Genomic DNA, 16,616 nt, shown 5'->3' with positions numbered 1-16,616 from the left:
CGTCAGCATTCATCGACCCGGACCTTCCCTGTGACGCGCAAGCTGAACGTGAATCAAGTCCGGGCTCGAACAGCGGACGGGAAGCGTCCCATCGGCTCCGTGCATGGCTGCCACGTTCATGGACCCTTCGTAGTCCTGCTGCATTGCACAATGAACGGGGAGCTGCGAAATCGGCGGCGTCTCTTGGGAGGAACGTCCGGATCACTCTGCGCGCACGTGCGCACCAGACCGGAGACCCATCATGGCCGCTCACGCGCGAAACGACGTGCTGGCCCACAACATCCGGCGCCTCTGGCCTGCCGACCGCAACGCAGTCCTCGACTATTTCATGCGACTGGACCCCGAAACCCGGGCGAGCCGCTTCATGGGCAACGTCAGCGAGGCCGGCGTGCGGGCCTATGCCGCGCAGGCGGTCACGGCCGAGGGCGTCCTGTACGGTGCCTTCGTCGACGGCGCGCTGCGCGGGCTCGGCGAGCTCCGGCCCATGGGAGCCAGTCCATCTCGCTACGCCCTCGGCCCATGCGCGGAAGCCGCCTTCGCGGTCGAGCTGGCTGTCCGCCGGCGCGGCATCGGCGCAAGCCTGTTCGCGCGCATCGCGCGCTCGGCACGGCACCGCGGCGTGATCGACCTGCACGTGCGCTGCCTGTCCGGAAACGGTCCGATGCTGCGGCTCGCCGCCAAGCACGGGGCTGCCCTGCAGCATGTCGGCAGCGAGATCGACGGCGCCCTGCACCTCGCGCGGCCCACCCCGTTCTCGCTCTGGTACGAGGGCATCGCGGAGGCCTTCGACTTCACCGTGGCGGTCAGCTTCCCGAACCGGGAGATCGCCGCTGTCTGACTGGCAAGCGCGTCTCACCCCGCGGCGTCGCCCACCAGCGCGAAGGTCAGGAAATCGACGGAGGTGGCTCCGGCGCGCAACAGGGCCCGGGTCGCTGCATTGCCGGTGGCGCCGGTCGTGGTTACGTCATCGACGAGAAGGATCCGCCGCCCGCGGATCCGATGTGCCTCGGGTTCGGGCACCCGGAATGCGCCGCTGAGGTTCTCGGCTCGGGCCGCGCGGCTGAGGCCGACCTGCGAGCGCGTCGCCCGCACCCGCACCAGCGCGGCCGGCATGCAGGGACGCCCGGCCTCCCGGGCGATGCGCCGGGCCAGAATCGCCGCTTGGTTGAACCGGCGGCGCCACAGGCGCCCGCGATGGAGCGGAACCGGGACGAGGCAGTGCGCCTCCGCGATCAGGGTTCGGCCGCTCGCGGCCATCATCCGTGCCATGACGCCGGCGAGATCGAGGCGATCCTCGTATTTCAGCCGGTGGACGAGCTGGCGGGCGACGCCGTCGTAGAGCGCCACCGCTCGGCCGCGCCCGAAGGCCGGCGGATCGGCAATGGCTCGGGGCGAGAGCAACGGTCCGACGCCGAGATCGACGGCGAAAGGCGTTCCGTAGCGCTGGCAGACGGGCTCCTCGATCAGGCGCATCCCCGACCAGCAGGCCGGACAGAGGGCACCGGGATCGGCCGTCGCCGCGCCGCATCCCACGCAGGTCGGCGGGTAGATCAGCGACAGAACCCCGCGCGGCACGCCGCGCAGGGCCGAGGCGACGACGTCGAGGGTCGTCACCGGGAAGCGGACCTGTGTTCGGCCGGGCGTTAGCGGGCCGAGACCGGCTGGGCTTGGGAACCCATCTGCTGCTGGTCCATCTGCCGAGACCGGGAATTGGCGCGGTGACGGCCGATGGCGCAGCCCGCCGCGGCGCCCATCAATCCGTGATGCCCGGCATAGTGCCCCGCGATGCCGCCGACGATCGCGCCCTTGATGCAGCCCTTCGCCTCGGCGGCGCCGGCGGCGGTAAGGGCGGCGAGGGCGATCGTGGCCCCGAGGAACATGCGCTTCATGGTGGGTGCTCCAAGCTCAATCTCGGCCGTGCGGCCAGTTGCAGCAGGAACAGCGACGCTGCCGAGTCGTTCCACGGTCCTAGACCACATCACGACTCCGTGCACGCGCCACCCCTCCCGGCACAGCGACGCTGGCGGTGGGCCGTGTCGGATGCCATCTCCCCGCGATGGATGCACCCGCCGCCCTGTTCGACACCGCCCTCGCCCGCCGCCGCCTCGCCCGAGCGGATCGCGGCGGTTACGCCGGTTTCCTGCTCGACAGGCTCGCGGAGGATCTGGATGACCGGCTCGGAGCCGTGCTGCGCGGCTTCAGCGCGGTGCTCGACCTTGCCACGCCGACGGCGGCAGCCGAGCCGATCCTCGCGGGCCGCTATCCCGAGGCACTGCGCTTCCGCCTCGCACCGTTGGCGGGGCCCGGGGGGGGCCTGATCGTCGGCGATCCGGAGCTGCTCCCCCTGGCCGCTGGAAGCCTCGATCTCGCTGTGTCGCTGCTGTCCTTGCATGCGGTCAACGACCTTCCGGGCACCCTGATCCAGCTCCGCCGCGCGCTTCGGCCCGACGGCCTGTTCGTCGGATGCCTGCTGGGCGGCGCGACGCTCACGGAACTGCGCCAGAGTTTCGGCCAAGCCGAGAGCGAGGTCGAGGGCGGGATCAGCCCGCGGGTCGCCCCCTTCGCGAACGTGCGCGAAGCCGGTGCCCTTCTCCAGCGGGCGGGTTTCGCGCTGCCGGTGGCCGACACCGACACGCTCACGGTGCGCTATGCCGATCCGTTCGCGCTCATGCGCGACCTGCGCGCCATGGGCATGACCAACGTACTCACCGACCGCCGCCGCACGCCGCTGCGTCGGGCGACGCTCCTGCGGACCGCGGAGATCTATGCCGCGCGCTTCGCGGATCCGGACGGGCGGGTGCGTGCAACCTTCGAGCTCCTGTGGCTCTCGGGTTGGGTGCCGCACGAGAGCCAGCAGAAGCCGCTCCGCCCCGGAAGCGCGCGGTCCCGGCTCGCCGACGCCCTCGGGACCGTCGAGTTGAAGCTTCAGACCGGAGGAGCACCATGAAAGAGCCCGGAGCGGATCATCCCATCACGATCGTGCCCGAACCGCGTCGCGTCCGCGTGCTCGCGGCCGGCGTGGCCGTTGCGGACACGCGCAACGCCCTGCGCCTGGAGGAGGCCCAGTACCCAGCCGTGTTCTACGTTCCGCGTGCGGACATCCGCGCCGCCAGCTTCGTCGCGTCGACGCGGACGAGTCACTGCCCCTACAAGGGCGACGCATGCTACTTCGACCTCGCGGTCGACGGGACCCTGCGCCACGATGCCGTGTGGAGCTACGAGGCCCCTTATCCGGCCGTCAAGGCCATCCGGGGGCACGTGGCGTTCTATCCGGAGCGCGTCGACGCGATCGAGGTCACGGATTGAGGGCCGTTCGACGAGGCAGGGCTCGGGTCACGGCCACGCTGTGCGCCGGGCGGCCAGCCCGGGTCGCAAATGGAGATTGCCGGCTTCCGGCTGGGCGGCCGGTATTCACACCGTTCAATCCCGCACGAGGCTCCAGAACGCGTGCTTGCGGCCGTGCTCGCGCCGCAGCTTGGCGCGATACGCATCCGGCGCTGGGCTGATCGCGCTCGCATCCAGCCGTCCGGCCAGTCCCTCAAGCTCCGCGAGGTAGCGCGCCCCATGGGGGTAGGCGGCGCTGCGAGCGCCTTCGAGGATGCCGTCCAGCAGGCGGCGATAGAGAATTGTCGCGGCGAGCGGGTGGTTCAGGGCGAGGGCGTCGGCCGCCGGGCCCAGCACGGCGTATTGGTCGCCCTGCCAGATCGCCGGTCGGGCGATGACCAGCCGCGCCGCGCGGTTCAGCGCCGGCCAATTTACCAGGAAGGCCAGCGCGCGATGCGGCTGCGGGAAGGCCTCGGCATGGTCGAGTCCACGCTGGAGCGCCTCTTCGTCCTCGAAGTCCGGAAGCCTCGTGAGGTGGTTGCGCAGCATCGGCGCGTCGAGTTCGCGCTCGAACCGTGACCAGCGCAGCGTCTGCGCCTCGCTGGTTCGACCGAGGGCGTCGAGGATCTCGATCTCCAGGGCCTGCCGCTCGCGCTCTGGGCCGCGCAGATCGAAGCCTGCGATCAGGTCGGCCCGTGTGGCGACCCGCAATCCCGGATCCTGCATGCGCCGGATCCACTCCAGCGCCTCCCCGGGCCGGCCGGCGCCGAGGAGCCGCCGGGCGATCTCGACGCGGTTCTCGCGCCCCGGCAGCATCGCGCGCTCCAGCGCGATGAAGATGTCCGGGTCGCCGCGCCGGTCCGCGATCGCCTGCCGGAGCCGCAGGATCTGGATCCGGCCAGCCTCCCGGTGCTGGGTGGCGGGCTTACGGGGATCTCCGCCCTTCAGTGTCGCTGCGTCGGCCTCGGCCAGCCGGCCGTCGATGTCGCCGAGCGCGTCTTCCTGCAGAGACGGGATCATCGCGCCGAGGATCGGTCCGATCGGACCGAACGGGTCGGCCGCGAAGGCTGCGACGAGGCCGGCCGCGACCCGTCCCGCCTCCGAGGATGGCAGCGAGCCTGCAATCTCCACGAAGGCGTCCGAGGCTCTCTCGAAGATCGCCTGCACCGTGCCGTTCCCGTCATCGACCCGGCTCAGCACGTCGTCGGCGCCGTTGAGGAACCGCCGCAGACGGTCGAGGGCCGCGCCCGGATCGAGGGGGCGCATCTCACTGAGGATCACCGTCACGATCGTGTTGAGATCGGCCACGAAAGCCCGGCGCTTCTGCCAGTTGATGTATCCCTGAGCCCCTTCCAGAGCTGTCAGCCGCCGGTCGATGATCGCCGCCACGGCATCCGGGCCCTGAAGCGCGGCCAGAGCGGCGCTCACCAGTTTCTTGAAGCCGGGATTGCGAGCCGTCTCACCGAGGATCAGCGCGATAAGCCGGTCCGGTCCGAGGGCCGCGAGGGTCTCGGGCGACGGCGTCGTGCGCCGCGCGCCTTTTGGGAGGACGGGCGCCTTCGGGCCCGCCACCGTCACGCGCCGCGCGCGCGCCACGGTAGCCCCCATCGATGAGCCTGATGCGGCACGATCGTCAGAGCGGCGCGGCTAATCCACGACCTTCGCGCGGGGTCGGTCGTTCCCCTGCGCGGTCTCGTCGTGCCAGCCGCCGGCCTGATCCTGGTAGCGGATGCCCTCCGTCGAGCCCGGCACCTGCTGCTCCGCCGCCGCCGCTTGGGCCGCCTGGAGCGCGTCCTCGCGGCTCGGAAAGGTCTCGGAGAAGACGTCACCGACCTTGTAGGCGAAGCCGCCGTCGTGCTCGACGATGCGATAGGTAACCTCGGACATCACGCCTCCTGTACACGCCCATCGTTGTTGAGCGCGAACCCGCCGGATGCGCCGCGGTTCCAGGGAACGCCGTCCCCGGCCTCCGATCCGCCGGAAAGTTCGGCTAGCGGCGGCAGATCCCGGCATGCAGGCGACCACGATGCAGCTTCGACCGATACTCGCCCTGGCGCTCCTCCTGTCCTCGATTCCGGCCCGCGCCGAGGATGGATTCCTGGACAAGCTCTTCGGTGGATCGGGTCGCGGCGCGCCGCCCAATCCCTTCGCGTCGAACTATCCGTCGGCGGCACCCACCGCCGAGGATGTGCGCGCCGAGCGGCAGGGGCGGTTCGACCGCCGCGAGCGCGGCGCCGGACAGGGCGCTCCCCGCCCTCCGGGCCGCATCCCGGAGGAGTGAGGCCGGCTCAGGGATCGCCGACGACGCCGGCCTCGTCCTGTGCCTGAAGCACGTCCGGACGCGGCATCGAGATAATGTTGTAGCCGGCATCCACGAAATGCACCTCGCCGGTGACGCCCCCCGAGAGCGGCGACAGCAGGTAGAGGGCTGAGCCGCCCACTTCCTCCAAGCTGACCGTGCGCCGCAGCGGCGCGTGCGCCCGCTGGTGGTTGAACATCAGCCGCGCATCCGCGATCCCCGCCCCGGCCAGCGTCCGCATCGGACCGGCCGAGAGGGCATTGACCCGGATACCGTCCGGACCCAGATCGCCGGCGAGATAGCGGACCGACGCCTCCAGTGCCGCCTTGGCAACGCCCATCACGTTGTAATTGGGCATTACCCGGGTTGCGCCGCCGTAGGTGAGTGTCAGCAGCGAGCCGCCCGGCCTCATGCGCTTGGCCGCGCGCTGCGCGATCTCCGTGAACGAGAAGCATGAGATCGTCATCGTGCGCACGAAGTTCTCGCGCGTCGTCACGTCGACGTAGCGGCCCTTGAGTTGCGCCTTGTCGGAAAAGCCGATGGCATGAACGACGAAGTCGAGTCCGCCGTCAAAGCGCGCGTCGAGCGCTTCGAAGGTTGCGTCGACGGAGGCAAGATCCTCCACGTCGCAGGGCAGGACGATGTCGGAGCCGAGCTTGGCGGCGAGCGGCGCCACCCGCCGGCCCAGCGCCTCGCCCTGATAGGTGAATGCGAGGCGGGCACCCTCGGCGTGAAGCGCCTTTGCGATGCCCCAGGCGATCGAGTGATCGTTGGCGACCCCCATGATCAGGCCGCGCCGGCCCGCCATCAAACCTGTCATGCCGACCCTATCCTGAACGAGCCCGCGACCTCGGAGCGAGGGCGAGCCGCCGTGCGAGCGACCGAAGTCCCGATGATCGGGAGTTTAGCGAGGTGCTCTTAACGCGGCTCGACGCACGCGCCAAACGGACCTGCGGTCTTCGCGGGGCAAAAAAAAGCCCCGCCGATCGGCGGGGCGTTCCCGGTGCGTGGTCCGAGGTCAGAAATAGCCGTCCGTGCGAGAACGGGCCTCCTCAATCAGCACCTGCTTGGCATAGATGGCAGCACAACCGGCGATCATCAGGCCGCTCAGCGTGCCGAGTATGAATGTACCCATCGCCATCACCAGATCTCAACGTCGGGTAAACGCCGCCCGTGGGCGGCGGTTCCAGATGAGGTCAGGTCAGGCGTCCACGTGTTTCAGAACCAGCGTGGCATTGGTGCCGCCGAAACCAAAGGAATTGGTCAGGACGTGACCGAGCTTCGCATCATCGCGACGTTTCCGGAGGATCGGCATGTCGGCGAAGGCGGGATCCAGCTCGTCGATATGCGCACTTTCGCAGATGAAGCCGTTGTTCATCATCAGGAGGCTGTAGATTGCCTCCTGAACACCAGTGGCACCGAGCGAGTGGCCGGTCAGCGACTTCGTTGCCGAGATTGGCGGACAGGCCTCGCCCCGGCCGAACACCTCGCGGATCGCCTCGATCTCCTTGTCATCGCCGACAGGCGTCGAGGTGGCGTGCGGGTTGATGTAGTCGATCTTGGCCCCCTTCAGCCCGTCGAGCGCCTGACGCATGCAGCGCACGGCACCCTCGCCGGAGGGCGCGACCATGTCGTGCCCGTCCGAGGTGGCACCGTAGCCCGCGACCTCGCCGTAAATCCGCGCGCCGCGCGCCTTGGCGTGCTCCAACTCTTCGAGCACGAGCACGCCCGCCCCGCCCGCGATGACGAAGCCGTCGCGATTGGCGTCGTAGGCGCGGGAGGCGCGCGACGGCGTATCGTTGTACTTGGACGACATCGCGCCCATGGCGTCGAACAGCACCGACAGCGTCCAGTCGAGATCCTCGCATCCGCCCGCGAAGATGATGTCCTGACGGCCGCCCTGGATGATCTCGGCAGCGTTGCCGATGCAGTGATTCGACGTCGCGCAGGCGGACGAGATCGAGTAGTTCACGCCGCGGATCTTGAACCATGTCGCCAGGGTCGCCGAGGCGGTCGACGACATCGCCTTCGGCACGGCAAACGGGCCGACGCGCTTCGGTCCCTTGTCGCGGGCGATGGCAGCCGATTCGACGATCACCCGGGTCGAGGGGCCGCCCGAGCCCATGATGATGCCGGTGCGCTCGTTCGAGATGTCGCCCTGCTCCAGGCCGGAATCCTGGATCGCCTGATCCATGGCGACGTGGTTCCAGGCGGTGCCGCCGCCGTGGAAGCGCATGGCGCGCCGATCGACGACGCCCTCCGGATCGAGGGAGGGCGCGCCGGAGACCTGGCTTCGGAAGCCGTGCTCCGCGTAGCTGGCATCGCGCGCGATGCCCGAGCGGGCCTCGCGAAGGGAGGCGAGCACCTCCTGCGTGTTGTTGCCGATGGACGAGACGATGCCCATCCCGGTGATGACGACACGGCGCATGATGGTGACATTACCTCCGTCGCGGCTTCGGTCGCCCGCGCCGCGTTCCGGTCAGGTAAGGTGACGCGGACACAATCTCAACAGCCGAAAACGTCCGGCGTTGCAGACCAGCCTCGAACATCAGTCGCGCGAATCCGGCTCAGCTCTGGAACAGGCCTACCCGCATGTCCTGGACTTGGTAGACGCGCTCGCCGTCGGCCTCCAGCCAGCCGTCGCCGATGCCGAGGACGAGCTTGCCCTGGCGGACGCGCTTCACATCGACGTTGTACACGACCTTCTTGATCGACGGCAGCACTTGGCCGGCGAGCTTCACTTCGCCCACCCCGAGAGCACGGCCGCGTCCCGGCGAGCCGAGCCATCCGAGGTGGAAACCGAGCATCTGCCACAGGGCGTCGAGGCCGAGACAGCCCGGCATCACCGGGTCGCCCTGGAAGTGGCAGGGGAAGAACCAGAGATCCGGCCTGATGTCGAGCTCAGCCGTCACGTGCCCTTTGCCGTGGGCGCCTCCGTCGGCGGCGATCGACGTGATCCGGTCGAACATCAGCATGGGCGGCAGTGGCAGCTGCGCGTTGCCGGGCCCGAACAGTTCGCCGCGCCCGCAGGCCAGAAGGTCTTCGTAGGTGTAATGCGACCTGCGGCTCGTGCCCTGCGCGGGTGTCTCGGCGTCTGGCGGCATTGCGGTGGCTGTTTCCTCGGTGATGCGCGCAGGGCGCGTTCTCGGGCGGCGTCGCTCGCCCTTGCGGAGGCGCGCGGGTTAGCACGGGGCGCAGCGCCTTCAAAGCCATTGCCACCCATCGCGGCCGTGCGGGCGTCGGGTTGCGACAGCCGGGCCCGTCTCATATACTAGAGGTAAGTCCGTTCCCCCGGCCCCTTTGTCGAGCGTTCAGTCCAGCAATGTCCGAACCGGTGCCATTCCAGGCCGTCTTCAACGGGCGGGTCCCCCTCCCTCAGCTGGAGGCCAACGGGACCCCGCGCCGCGGCTGCCCGCTCTCCGACCTGCGCGATCGCCTGCGCCGGGCTGGCCTGCGGCCGACGCGGCAGCGTCTGTCCCTCGGCTGGCTGCTGTTCGGTCGGGGCGACCGGCATCTGACGGCCGAGATGCTCTACGACGAGGCCATGCGCGCGAAGGTGCCGGTCTCCCTGGCGACGGTCTACAACACGTTGCACCAGTTCACCGAGGCGGGTCTGCTTCGCCAGCTCGCCCTAGATGGCTCGAAGGCATACTTCGACACCAACCCGAGCGAGCACCACCACTTTTATCTCGAGGATGAGAGTCAGGTGATCGACATGCCCGATTGCGGCATTACGGTCGATTCGCTGCCCGAGGCGCCCGAAGGTATGGAGATCGCGGGTGTCGAGGTGATCGTCCGCCTGCGCCGCAGCCGACCGGCGGGTCGCCGCTAGGGCTGAAGCCGTCGTCCCCACGACGCGAAATGTTCAAGATCGGCATGAGGCCCGGCATAGTCCGGGCCTTTCGCGTTCTAGAACGAGGACTGCGCCACAGTCGGGCCGGGGAATCGAAAACGCCGTTGGTGCTGATCCTGTGAGGTTCAGCGGTTTCCAATCCTAGGCTCCGCTGTGCGGCCCGCGACGATGGAGCGACTGGCGTCAGGGCCTCGGAAAAACCAGCGGCCTTGCTCCCCAGCCTGATCGTGCCACTTCACGCGCACCCCGGAAGGTGTTGCCGAATGGGTGGTCGGGGCTCGCCGAACCCTCGGTGATACGTCCATCACAGGGAGGCACTGCACGAACAGCTACTCCACGACCTCGTTCGGGTAGACGCCCCAGAGCCGGTTCTGCCGGATGTAACCATCCACATCCCGCTTGTTCGGTAATGCCACGATCAGGCGGCACCACGTTCCGGTGCAGCTCTTGACGTTGCCGATCACGCCCGTCTGCAGTCGCGCTTCGTCCGGCGCCCCGTCATCGGCCTTGGCCCGAAGCGATACGGCGGATTTCTCGACGCCCTTGTCGGGGCCCGCATTCACGAGGGCCGTGCGGCGCCCCGAGAGAAGTGAATGCAGCACCCAACCCTCCGTCCCTTCCGAATCGCGGATTCGGCGCCAGGTCTCGAACTCGCCGACGATTTCCACCGGCAGGCCGGCGCGCTGGAAGACCCAGAGGGTCCGGTGATCCTTCGATGGACCCTCCCGGAGATTGACGCGATCGGTCTTCAGGCTGGCATAGCGCGGTAGCGGCAGCTTGGTCACCGGACCGACGCCCGTTTCCGGTCCCGCGGGGGCCGCCACGGCTCCGGTCGCGAGGCCGCCGGCCACCAGCGCCCCGATGGCGAAGCGGAGGCGTGACACGCGCATGGTCCTCTCCCATTTTCGGACGTGACGGGTTCGAGTGCCGGGCCATTCAGAAGCGGGCCGGGCCGGCTTCCGATTGTGTTCCGGCCCACCTCTGGTAGAGAGGCCAGTGGGTCGGAACAGGCTCCGAAACCGGCGCCTCGTACCCGATCCTGTCTGGCCGAGTTCGGTTAACGGACGCTTGCGGGAAGCGGTCCGGACGGAAGTCACCGGACACGCGCTGCAACCAGGGCCGTGGGGCGACGGGGGAGAGAGACGTGTCGAAGCGCAAGCCGCTGGTGGTCGTGACGCGGCGCCTTCCGGATGCCGTCGAGACGCGGATGCGCGAGCTGTTCGACGTCCGGCTCAATTCCGATGATGCTCCCATGGGCGCGGACGCCATGGCGGTAGCCCTGCGCGAAGCCGACGTGCTCGTCCCCACGGTAACCGACGAGATCGATGCCGGGCTGATCGCGCAGGCCGGTCCAAACCTGCGGCTGATCGCCAATTTCGGCAACGGCGTCGATCACATCGACGTGGCGGCGGCGCTGGAGCGGGGCATCACGGTCACCAACACGCCCGGCGTGCTGACCGAGGACACCGCCGACATGACGATGGCTCTGATCCTGGCGGTGGCCCGCCGGGTCACCGAGGGCGCGCGCATCATCCCGGACGACGAGTGGACCACCGGCTGGTCGCCGACTTGGATGCTCGGCCGGCGGATCACCGGCAAGCGGCTCGGTATCGTCGGTATGGGGCGAATCGGTCAGGCGCTGGCCAAGCGCGCTCGCGCCTTTGGACTGCAGGTGCATTACCACAACCGCCGCCGGGTGCCCGCCGCCATCGAGAGCGCGCTCGACGCGACCTACTGGGAATCCCTCGACCAGATGCTGGCGCGGGTCGATATCGTGTCGGTGAACTGCCCCCACACGCCGGCCACCTATCACCTGCTCTCGGCGCGGCGCTTGAAGCTCCTCAAGCCCGAGGCCGTCGTCGTGAACACCGCCCGCGGCGAGGTCATCGACGAGAATGCCCTCGCGCGCTTGATCGAGGGCGGGGAGATCTCGGCGGCCGGCCTCGACGTGTTCGAGCAGGAGCCCGCGGTCAGCCCGCGGCTGGTGAAGCTCGCCCGTCAGGGAAAGGTGGTTCTCCTGCCCCACATGGGCTCGGCGACCTACGAGAGCCGCACCGACATGGGCGAGAAGGTCATCATCAACATCAAGACCTTCATGGACGGCCACCGGCCGCCGGACCGGATCCTGCCGAGCATGCTCTGAAGCGCCGTTCGACGTGGAGAACTCCCATCGGCGGTTGTCCTGAGCGGGCGACCGCTTAATCCCGATTCCTGCCGGTAGTCCCGCGTCGAATCCTAGGCCTGTGGGAAGCAGACCTCCGGGGCGGCTTCGCCATAGCTCGGGATCAGGGCGTCGGTGGGAATGGCCGGGTCAAACGGGCGGTAAGCGATTCCGGCCGACGTCTCACAGGGCGTCCCCCGCCACAACCTGCGGTTTCGCCATGCCCTGCACGCCTTGGAAGAGGCGCTCACTGGTCAGCTTGAGGAAATAGAATCCGAATTCCGGGTTCTGGTAGTAGAGCTGCTTGACGTCCGAATACGACACGCACAACGCGTGTCCGGCCTCGATACAGACCAGCGAAGCGGTGCGCGCATTTCCGGGGGACAGGAGGCCGAGCTCGCCGACGATGGCCCCTTTACGGACTTCGATCCCGACTTCTGTGATCCGGAATACGCCGCTCTCGATGTAGTACATCTCGTCGGCAGTATCACCTTTGCTGAAGACCACCTCGCCGACGCCGAACGGCCGGCGCGAGCCGAAGGGGCGCAGCCATTCGAGGGACAGGTCTCCGTCGGCCGCGGTCTCCACGTCCCGGACGAGACGCAGCATCTGCCAGAGCCGGTAGGCGTTGAACGGCATCTGGATGACTTCGGTGAGCACCACCGGCATGCTCCCGATGAGGATGCCGTACGTGATCACCGCGCAGCTTGCGCAGAGCGAGATGATCCGCAGTGGGATCATCGTGCTCATCGCGGTGGCCGAGATCGTCAGCGCGGTGCCGAGGTATCCGATGCCTTCGATCCAATCCATTGCGGCCCCCTCAAGCTCTTGGCCCGGGGGATGCCCGTCTTGTCCGAGCCCGGCAAGCTGGCCCAATGCCTGCGCGGTGCGCGTGCCTCAACCTGTGCTCGCGCGGGCACGCTCCGGGAGAGTGCCGGCGACGGCCTCGGCGACCGACCCCGCAGCCCGCGTTCCCTCCTCGTAGGCGCCGCCCACCGTCCCCCACTGCTCCCGCGAGAGCGCCTCCCCCGCGAACCAGACGGTGCCCGCGAGCGGCTCCCGCAGGAACTGGCGGGCGGGCGCGTGGCCGGGCGGTACGACCGCCCAGGATCCCAGCGACCAACGATCGTGGCGCCACGCGCTCACCGCCGGGATGGTCAGGTCACGTAACCGCGCCCGGCCGAAGAAAGCGCCGAGGACTGCGCGGACGTGGCGGCGCACGCCGTCGGGCCCCGAGCCGGCGGCATCGATCGCCGCGGCCTCGTGGAGGTCGAGTTCGTAGTAGTGGAACGGCGTGCCGTCGATACGGGTGAGCAGGCCCGCCGGGGCTCGCCGCCCGCCATGGATCGCCGCCAGCCGGTCGCGGCCCCGGAACGGGCTCGACGGCCAGTGGAGCACGGCGTGCTCGTAGATGCCCGTGGAGAAGCCGCTGATCGCGGCCTGAACCGCGTTCGGAAGCGGCGGTGAGAAGGTCGGGCCATCGCGCAGCACCATCAGGGGCACGGTGACGATCACCGCTCGGGCACGGTATTCCGCGCCGCTCTCCGCAGTGACCCGGACGCGCTCGCCTGACCAGTCGATCCGCGTCACCGGGGTGGACAGCGCCACCGGTAGTCCGTCGGCGAGGCGGGCGAGGTAGCTGCCGTAGCCGTCGGCAAGGAAGAAATTCTCACTATACTCGAGGCTGGGGAAGTCTTGCAGAGAGACCTCACTCAGAGGTCTGCCGGACACGAGGCCGTGGACCTGAACAACCCGTCGGCCCCACGGACCCAACCCAGGCGGCAGGGCACTGGAGGCGGGGCGGTCCGAACCGGGTTGCGCGGCGCCGCGTGTCATGGCCCGATCGGCGCGTTCGAAGGCGCGAGCATTAGCGCGAACCGCATCCGGCCCGCCGGGGCGGCGATCGACCCAGACGTGGCTGTCCTGTGGAGCTCGGCGCAGCCGCTCGCCGCGGGCGCGCCCGAGGGCGACCAGGGGATTGATCGGTCCGGCGTGGAGCCAGTGCGCACCCAGATCCAGGGCATGGCCGCGCAGGGCGACCGTGTGAGCGCGTCCCCCCACGCGATCCCGCGCCTCCAGCACTGCCACCCTGACGCCCCGCGCCAACAGTGTCCGCGCCGCGCCGATGCCGGCCGCGCCGGCCCCGATCACCAGGACCTCCGGCGCATCCGGAAGCGCCGCGAGACGCGATACGTAGGCAGGCCGATGCGGCGGATCGGCGCTCCTGAAGCCGTGAGCCTGAACCGCCGGGGTGTCCGTCCCTCTGTCCTGCACGTGTCCTCCCCGTCATCCATCCGAGCCACCGCGACGACCTTGCGCCACCGGTCGCATCGCTTCACAACGCAGCCGCGCCGCGCCTGGCGCGGGCCGGAACCTTCGCCCGATGCTCGTCGAGTCCGCCACGGCGGCTTTGCGCCAGACCTTTTCCCCGCCGCTGCGGGCGATCCTCTGGAAATCCCTCGGCCTGACGCTGGGGCTCCTGGCGCTGATCTGGCTTGCTTTGACCCGCCTGATCCAGGCGTTCCAGGCGAGCCACCACATCTCCGCTCAGTACCCGATCCTCGACAGCCTCGCCTATTATCTCGCAGGGTTCGGCCTCGTCGTCGTGCTGGCCTACCTGATGCCGGCGATCTCGATTCTGGTGGCTGGCTTCTTCCTCGACGACGCGGCCGCCATCGTGGAGCGGACCGACTTTCCCGAGGATCCGCCGGGCCGCGCCATGCCGTTCGGGACCGCCATGCTGTACGCGGCCCGGTTCGCCGGTGTGACGTTGCTGGTAAACCTCGCCGCGTTGGTAATCTTCTTCGTCCCGGTGATCGGGATCGCGGCCTTCTTTGCCGCCAACGCTTACCTGCTCGCCCGCGAGTATTTCGAGATGGCGGCCGCGCGGTTTCGCCCCCTTCCCGAGGCCGCCGAGATGCGCCGGGCCTTCTCGGGCCGGACGCTGGCAGCCGGATGCCTCCTCGCGGGCCTGATGGTGGTGCCGATCCTCAACCTGCTCACGCCGCTCTTCGGGATCGCCCTGATGGTCCATCTGCACAAGCGCCTGAGCGGACGCCCGCGCTTGGCCGGTCCCCGTCCGGCCTAGGCGGCACTGATCCGGCACCGATGCGGCCAAAACCCGCTCTGGCGGTCGTCGGTTACCACCGCTACCATCCCGCAGTCCCGGCTTCACGCTCGGGCGGAGAGCCGGTCGGATGAAGGCGCACGACGCGGGAGAGGACATCCCCCCGCCGCCCGGCAAGGCTCCGTTCCTGCTCGTCGGTCTCGTGGGGATTGGTCTGCTGGCCTGGGGCGGCTACGGCCACTGGCGGCGGGACGCCGAGGCGACCGCCACGCTGGAGCAGACCAAGTCCCTGATCCCGCAGGTCCGCACGGTCGTGGCGGAGCGCGCGGCGGGGCCGCTGGACTTGGTACTGCCCGGCGAGATGCAGGCCTTCACAACGGCGTCGATCGCTGCCCGCGCCACCGGCTACATCGCGGAGCGGCGCGTCGATATCGGCTCCCGGGTCAAGGCCGGAGACCTTCTGCTGCGGATCGCCGCCCCCGACCTCGACCAGCAACTGGCGCAGGCCGAGGCGCAGGTCGGCCAGTTGAAGGCGCAATTGCTCCAGGCGCAGGCGCAGGTCGAGCAGGCCCGCGCCAACGTGAACCTCGCCAACCTGACCAACAACCGCACCACGACGCTGGCCGTTCAGGGCTGGGCCTCGCGGCAGAACGCCGACAACGCGCAGGCCGGCGTGCTCTCCCAGGCGGCGACCCTTGCGGCCGCGGAAGCCGGCGTGAAGGTGGCGACCGCCAACATCCGGACGCAGGAGGCCGCGGTCGAGCGGCTGAGGGCGCTGACCGCCTTCGAGCGGGTCGTAGCGCCCTTCGACGGCGTGGTCACGACCCGCAACGTCGATGTCGGCGATCTCGTGCGGGCCGACAACGGCGGCACGCCGCTTCTGAGCATCGATCAGGACAGCATCCTGCGCATCACCGTCAACGTGCCGCAGAACGATGCAGTCGGGGTCAAGCCGGGCGTCGAGGCGGTGATCACCGTGCCGCAGCTTCCGGGTCGCAGCTTCGACGGCTTCGTGGAGCGCAGCTCGGTCGCATTGAACGCCGCATCGCGCACCCTCACCACGCAGGTCGACGTGCCCAACCCGGACCGGATCCTCCGGGCCGGGCTCTACGCCTACGTGACCCTGAAGATCCCGCGGGGCGCGCCGTCGGTCTCGGTCCCCGCGGAGGCCACGGTGTTCAATACCCAGGGCCTGCAGGTCGCCGAGGTCGGCGGCGACGATCGGGTGACGTGGCGGACCGTGCGGGTGCGGCGCGATCTCGGGCGGACCCTGGAGCTGGAATCCGGCCTGTCGGCGGACAGCCACATCATCTACAGCCCGCCGCCGGACCTCCGCGACGGTCAGGCGATCGAGCGGGTGACGCCGGCGACCGGGGCGCCGGCGATACGCTCGGCCCAGCGCTGACGGGGCTCAGTCCACGCGGACGACGAGCTTCATCTTCGGATGGATGCCGCAGAGGACCTGGAAGGTTCCACGCTCGGTGAAGGTGACCGGCGTCCGGCTGCCGGGTTCCTGATCGCCGGAATCGAAGCTGAAGCTGTCCGATTCGACGAAGACGTGATGCAGCAGGTCGCTGTCGTCGTTGACGAAGGTAATCGTGTCGCCGCGGCCGACGACGAGATTGCCCGGATGGAACATGCGTCCTTTCTGGGACACGGCCGTTCCGGCGGCCTGCAGGGTTCCCGTCAATACCAAGCCGCACAGCGCACCCGCCACCAGGGCCAGCGCGGCGGGGATCATTGTCGGACAGGGTGCAAAGTCGGACACCCGCAGTTTCGAGGCGAACATGTTAGTCCCCGGCATCACGAGATCAGCTTTGCCGGTACTTCCTTGAGAAACCATTTTCTCGATGCGCAAACTATCGCGGATCTCCTCGATCAGTCGGCTTTTAGATCGTCCGATGCGGTCGCC

General features: G+C 69.1%; 20 protein-coding genes. 8 read left to right on the top strand and 12 right to left on the bottom strand.

What is annotated here, in order from left to right; translation table 11 throughout:
• The first annotated feature begins 241 nt into the window (after window positions 1-241).
• A complete protein-coding gene (locus MFF58_RS08275) occupies window positions 242-838 on the top strand; it encodes a GNAT family N-acetyltransferase (protein ID WP_238286559.1) in 597 nt (198 codons plus the stop codon).
• Between the two features lie 14 nt (window positions 839-852).
• On the opposite strand, the gene MFF58_RS08270 is transcribed toward MFF58_RS08275, so the two are convergent.
• Window positions 853-1,614, bottom strand: coding sequence for a ComF family protein (locus MFF58_RS08270; RefSeq protein ID WP_238286558.1), 762 nt, complete (start codon window positions 1,612-1,614; stop codon window positions 853-855).
• A gap of 29 nt (window positions 1,615-1,643) precedes the next feature.
• Window positions 1,644-1,889 carry a hypothetical protein gene (locus tag MFF58_RS08265; protein ID WP_238286556.1) on the bottom strand — a complete coding sequence of 82 codons (246 nt, stop codon included), beginning with the start codon at window positions 1,887-1,889 and terminating at the stop codon, window positions 1,644-1,646.
• A gap of 167 nt (window positions 1,890-2,056) precedes the next feature.
• Here MFF58_RS08265 and MFF58_RS08260 point away from each other — a divergent pair, with 167 nt between their 5' ends.
• Window positions 2,057-2,947: a methyltransferase domain-containing protein gene (locus MFF58_RS08260; RefSeq protein ID WP_238286554.1), complete on the top strand. Its 891-nt coding sequence runs from the start codon at window positions 2,057-2,059 to the stop codon at window positions 2,945-2,947.
• Complete coding sequence (locus tag MFF58_RS08255; protein ID WP_238286553.1) at window positions 2,944-3,306, top strand: DUF427 domain-containing protein; 363 nt, start codon at window positions 2,944-2,946, stop codon at window positions 3,304-3,306. Before MFF58_RS08260 ends, MFF58_RS08255 begins: the two co-directional genes overlap by 4 nt.
• A gap of 114 nt (window positions 3,307-3,420) precedes the next feature.
• On the opposite strand, the gene MFF58_RS08250 is transcribed toward MFF58_RS08255, so the two are convergent.
• Window positions 3,421-4,920 carry a DUF6880 family protein gene (locus MFF58_RS08250; protein ID WP_238286552.1) on the bottom strand — a complete coding sequence of 500 codons (1,500 nt, stop codon included), beginning with the start codon at window positions 4,918-4,920 and terminating at the stop codon, window positions 3,421-3,423.
• 51 nt (window positions 4,921-4,971) lie between these two features.
• On the bottom strand, window positions 4,972-5,211 hold the full coding sequence (locus MFF58_RS08245) for a hypothetical protein (protein ID WP_238286551.1): 240 nt from the start codon (window positions 5,209-5,211) through the stop codon (window positions 4,972-4,974).
• Window positions 5,212-5,335: 124 nt separating this feature from the next.
• Here MFF58_RS08245 and MFF58_RS08240 point away from each other — a divergent pair, with 124 nt between their 5' ends.
• Complete coding sequence (locus tag MFF58_RS08240) at window positions 5,336-5,605, top strand: hypothetical protein (RefSeq protein ID WP_238286550.1); 270 nt, start codon at window positions 5,336-5,338, stop codon at window positions 5,603-5,605.
• A gap of 7 nt (window positions 5,606-5,612) precedes the next feature.
• On the opposite strand, the gene fabI is transcribed toward MFF58_RS08240, so the two are convergent.
• The 4 genes from fabI to fabA all read right to left on the bottom strand — a co-directional run bounded on the left by fabI (window position 5,613) and on the right by fabA (window position 8,727).
• A complete protein-coding gene (fabI, locus tag MFF58_RS08235) occupies window positions 5,613-6,443 on the bottom strand; it encodes an enoyl-ACP reductase FabI (RefSeq protein WP_238286549.1) in 831 nt (276 codons plus the stop codon).
• Window positions 6,444-6,641: 198 nt separating this feature from the next.
• Complete coding sequence (locus tag MFF58_RS32240; RefSeq protein ID WP_279603118.1) at window positions 6,642-6,764, bottom strand: hypothetical protein; 123 nt, start codon at window positions 6,762-6,764, stop codon at window positions 6,642-6,644.
• A 60-nt stretch (window positions 6,765-6,824) separates the two neighbouring features.
• Complete coding sequence (gene fabB, locus MFF58_RS08230) at window positions 6,825-8,051, bottom strand: beta-ketoacyl-ACP synthase I (RefSeq protein WP_238286548.1); 1,227 nt, start codon at window positions 8,049-8,051, stop codon at window positions 6,825-6,827.
• 139 nt (window positions 8,052-8,190) lie between these two features.
• The gene (gene fabA / locus MFF58_RS08225) at window positions 8,191-8,727 is read right to left on the bottom strand and encodes a 3-hydroxyacyl-[acyl-carrier-protein] dehydratase FabA (protein ID WP_238286547.1); all 537 of its coding nucleotides are present in this window, start codon (window positions 8,725-8,727) and stop codon (window positions 8,191-8,193) included.
• A gap of 218 nt (window positions 8,728-8,945) precedes the next feature.
• Here fabA and irr point away from each other — a divergent pair, with 218 nt between their 5' ends.
• Window positions 8,946-9,455, top strand: coding sequence for a Fur family transcriptional regulator Irr (gene irr, locus MFF58_RS08220; protein WP_238286546.1), 510 nt, complete (start codon window positions 8,946-8,948; stop codon window positions 9,453-9,455).
• Between the two features lie 350 nt (window positions 9,456-9,805).
• Here irr and MFF58_RS08215 read toward each other — a convergent pair whose 3' ends face one another.
• Entirely contained in the window at window positions 9,806-10,366 is a 561-nt protein-coding gene (locus tag MFF58_RS08215) for an SH3 domain-containing protein (RefSeq protein ID WP_238286545.1), read from the bottom strand.
• A gap of 254 nt (window positions 10,367-10,620) precedes the next feature.
• On the opposite strand from MFF58_RS08215, the gene MFF58_RS08210 reads away from it, so the two are divergent.
• Window positions 10,621-11,619 carry a 2-hydroxyacid dehydrogenase gene (locus MFF58_RS08210; protein WP_238286544.1) on the top strand — a complete coding sequence of 333 codons (999 nt, stop codon included), beginning with the start codon at window positions 10,621-10,623 and terminating at the stop codon, window positions 11,617-11,619.
• A 201-nt stretch (window positions 11,620-11,820) separates the two neighbouring features.
• On the opposite strand, the gene MFF58_RS08205 is transcribed toward MFF58_RS08210, so the two are convergent.
• Together MFF58_RS08205 and MFF58_RS08200 are read right to left on the bottom strand one after the other, a co-directional pair.
• Window positions 11,821-12,447, bottom strand: a complete 627-nt coding sequence (locus tag MFF58_RS08205; protein ID WP_238286543.1) for a Crp/Fnr family transcriptional regulator — start codon at window positions 12,445-12,447, stop codon at window positions 11,821-11,823.
• Between the two features lie 87 nt (window positions 12,448-12,534).
• On the bottom strand, window positions 12,535-13,911 hold the full coding sequence (locus MFF58_RS08200) for a flavin monoamine oxidase family protein (RefSeq protein ID WP_238286542.1): 1,377 nt from the start codon (window positions 13,909-13,911) through the stop codon (window positions 12,535-12,537).
• Between the two features lie 109 nt (window positions 13,912-14,020).
• Between MFF58_RS08200 and MFF58_RS08195 the strand changes: the two genes are divergently transcribed.
• A complete protein-coding gene (locus tag MFF58_RS08195) occupies window positions 14,021-14,725 on the top strand; it encodes a sulfate transporter family protein (RefSeq protein WP_238286541.1) in 705 nt (234 codons plus the stop codon).
• Between the two features lie 109 nt (window positions 14,726-14,834).
• Window positions 14,835-16,109: an efflux RND transporter periplasmic adaptor subunit gene (locus MFF58_RS08190; RefSeq protein WP_238286540.1), complete on the top strand. Its 1,275-nt coding sequence runs from the start codon at window positions 14,835-14,837 to the stop codon at window positions 16,107-16,109.
• A gap of 6 nt (window positions 16,110-16,115) precedes the next feature.
• Here the strand turns inward: MFF58_RS08190 and MFF58_RS08185 are convergent, their stop codons facing one another.
• Entirely contained in the window at window positions 16,116-16,562 is a 447-nt protein-coding gene (locus MFF58_RS08185) for a plastocyanin/azurin family copper-binding protein (RefSeq protein WP_238286539.1), read from the bottom strand.
• Between the last annotated feature and the right edge of the window lie 54 nt (window positions 16,563-16,616).

This window comes from Methylobacterium longum (assembly GCF_022179385.1).
In the GTDB taxonomy this organism is placed as follows: Bacteria; Pseudomonadota; Alphaproteobacteria; order Rhizobiales; family Beijerinckiaceae; genus Methylobacterium; species Methylobacterium longum.
The sequence above is the reverse complement of the archived record's forward strand: the minus strand, read 5'-3'. Positions and strand labels throughout refer to the sequence as shown.

Excerpts from the sequence above, each read along its gene's own strand:
- MFF58_RS08260 (WP_238286554.1), top strand. The coding sequence starts at position 2,057 with ATGGATGCACCCGCCGCCCTGTTCGACACCGCCCTCGCCCGCCGCCGC.
- MFF58_RS08205 (WP_238286543.1), bottom strand. The coding sequence starts at position 12,447 with ATGGATTGGATCGAAGGCATCGGATACCTCGGCACCGCGCTGACGATC.
- MFF58_RS08190 (WP_238286540.1), top strand. The coding sequence starts at position 14,835 with ATGAAGGCGCACGACGCGGGAGAGGACATCCCCCCGCCGCCCGGCAAG.
- MFF58_RS08215 (WP_238286545.1), bottom strand. The coding sequence starts at position 10,366 with ATGCGCGTGTCACGCCTCCGCTTCGCCATCGGGGCGCTGGTGGCCGGC.
- fabA (WP_238286547.1), bottom strand. The coding sequence starts at position 8,727 with ATGCCGCCAGACGCCGAGACACCCGCGCAGGGCACGAGCCGCAGGTCG.
- fabI (WP_238286549.1), bottom strand. The coding sequence starts at position 6,443 with ATGACAGGTTTGATGGCGGGCCGGCGCGGCCTGATCATGGGGGTCGCC.
- fabB (WP_238286548.1), bottom strand. The coding sequence starts at position 8,051 with ATGCGCCGTGTCGTCATCACCGGGATGGGCATCGTCTCGTCCATCGGC.
- MFF58_RS08240 (WP_238286550.1), top strand. The coding sequence starts at position 5,336 with ATGCAGGCGACCACGATGCAGCTTCGACCGATACTCGCCCTGGCGCTC.
- MFF58_RS32240 (WP_279603118.1), bottom strand. The coding sequence starts at position 6,764 with ATGGCGATGGGTACATTCATACTCGGCACGCTGAGCGGCCTGATGATC.
- irr (WP_238286546.1), top strand. The coding sequence starts at position 8,946 with ATGTCCGAACCGGTGCCATTCCAGGCCGTCTTCAACGGGCGGGTCCCC.
- MFF58_RS08245 (WP_238286551.1), bottom strand. The coding sequence starts at position 5,211 with ATGTCCGAGGTTACCTATCGCATCGTCGAGCACGACGGCGGCTTCGCC.
- MFF58_RS08275 (WP_238286559.1), top strand. The coding sequence starts at position 242 with ATGGCCGCTCACGCGCGAAACGACGTGCTGGCCCACAACATCCGGCGC.
- MFF58_RS08265 (WP_238286556.1), bottom strand. The coding sequence starts at position 1,889 with ATGAAGCGCATGTTCCTCGGGGCCACGATCGCCCTCGCCGCCCTTACC.
- MFF58_RS08195 (WP_238286541.1), top strand. The coding sequence starts at position 14,021 with ATGCTCGTCGAGTCCGCCACGGCGGCTTTGCGCCAGACCTTTTCCCCG.
- MFF58_RS08255 (WP_238286553.1), top strand. The coding sequence starts at position 2,944 with ATGAAAGAGCCCGGAGCGGATCATCCCATCACGATCGTGCCCGAACCG.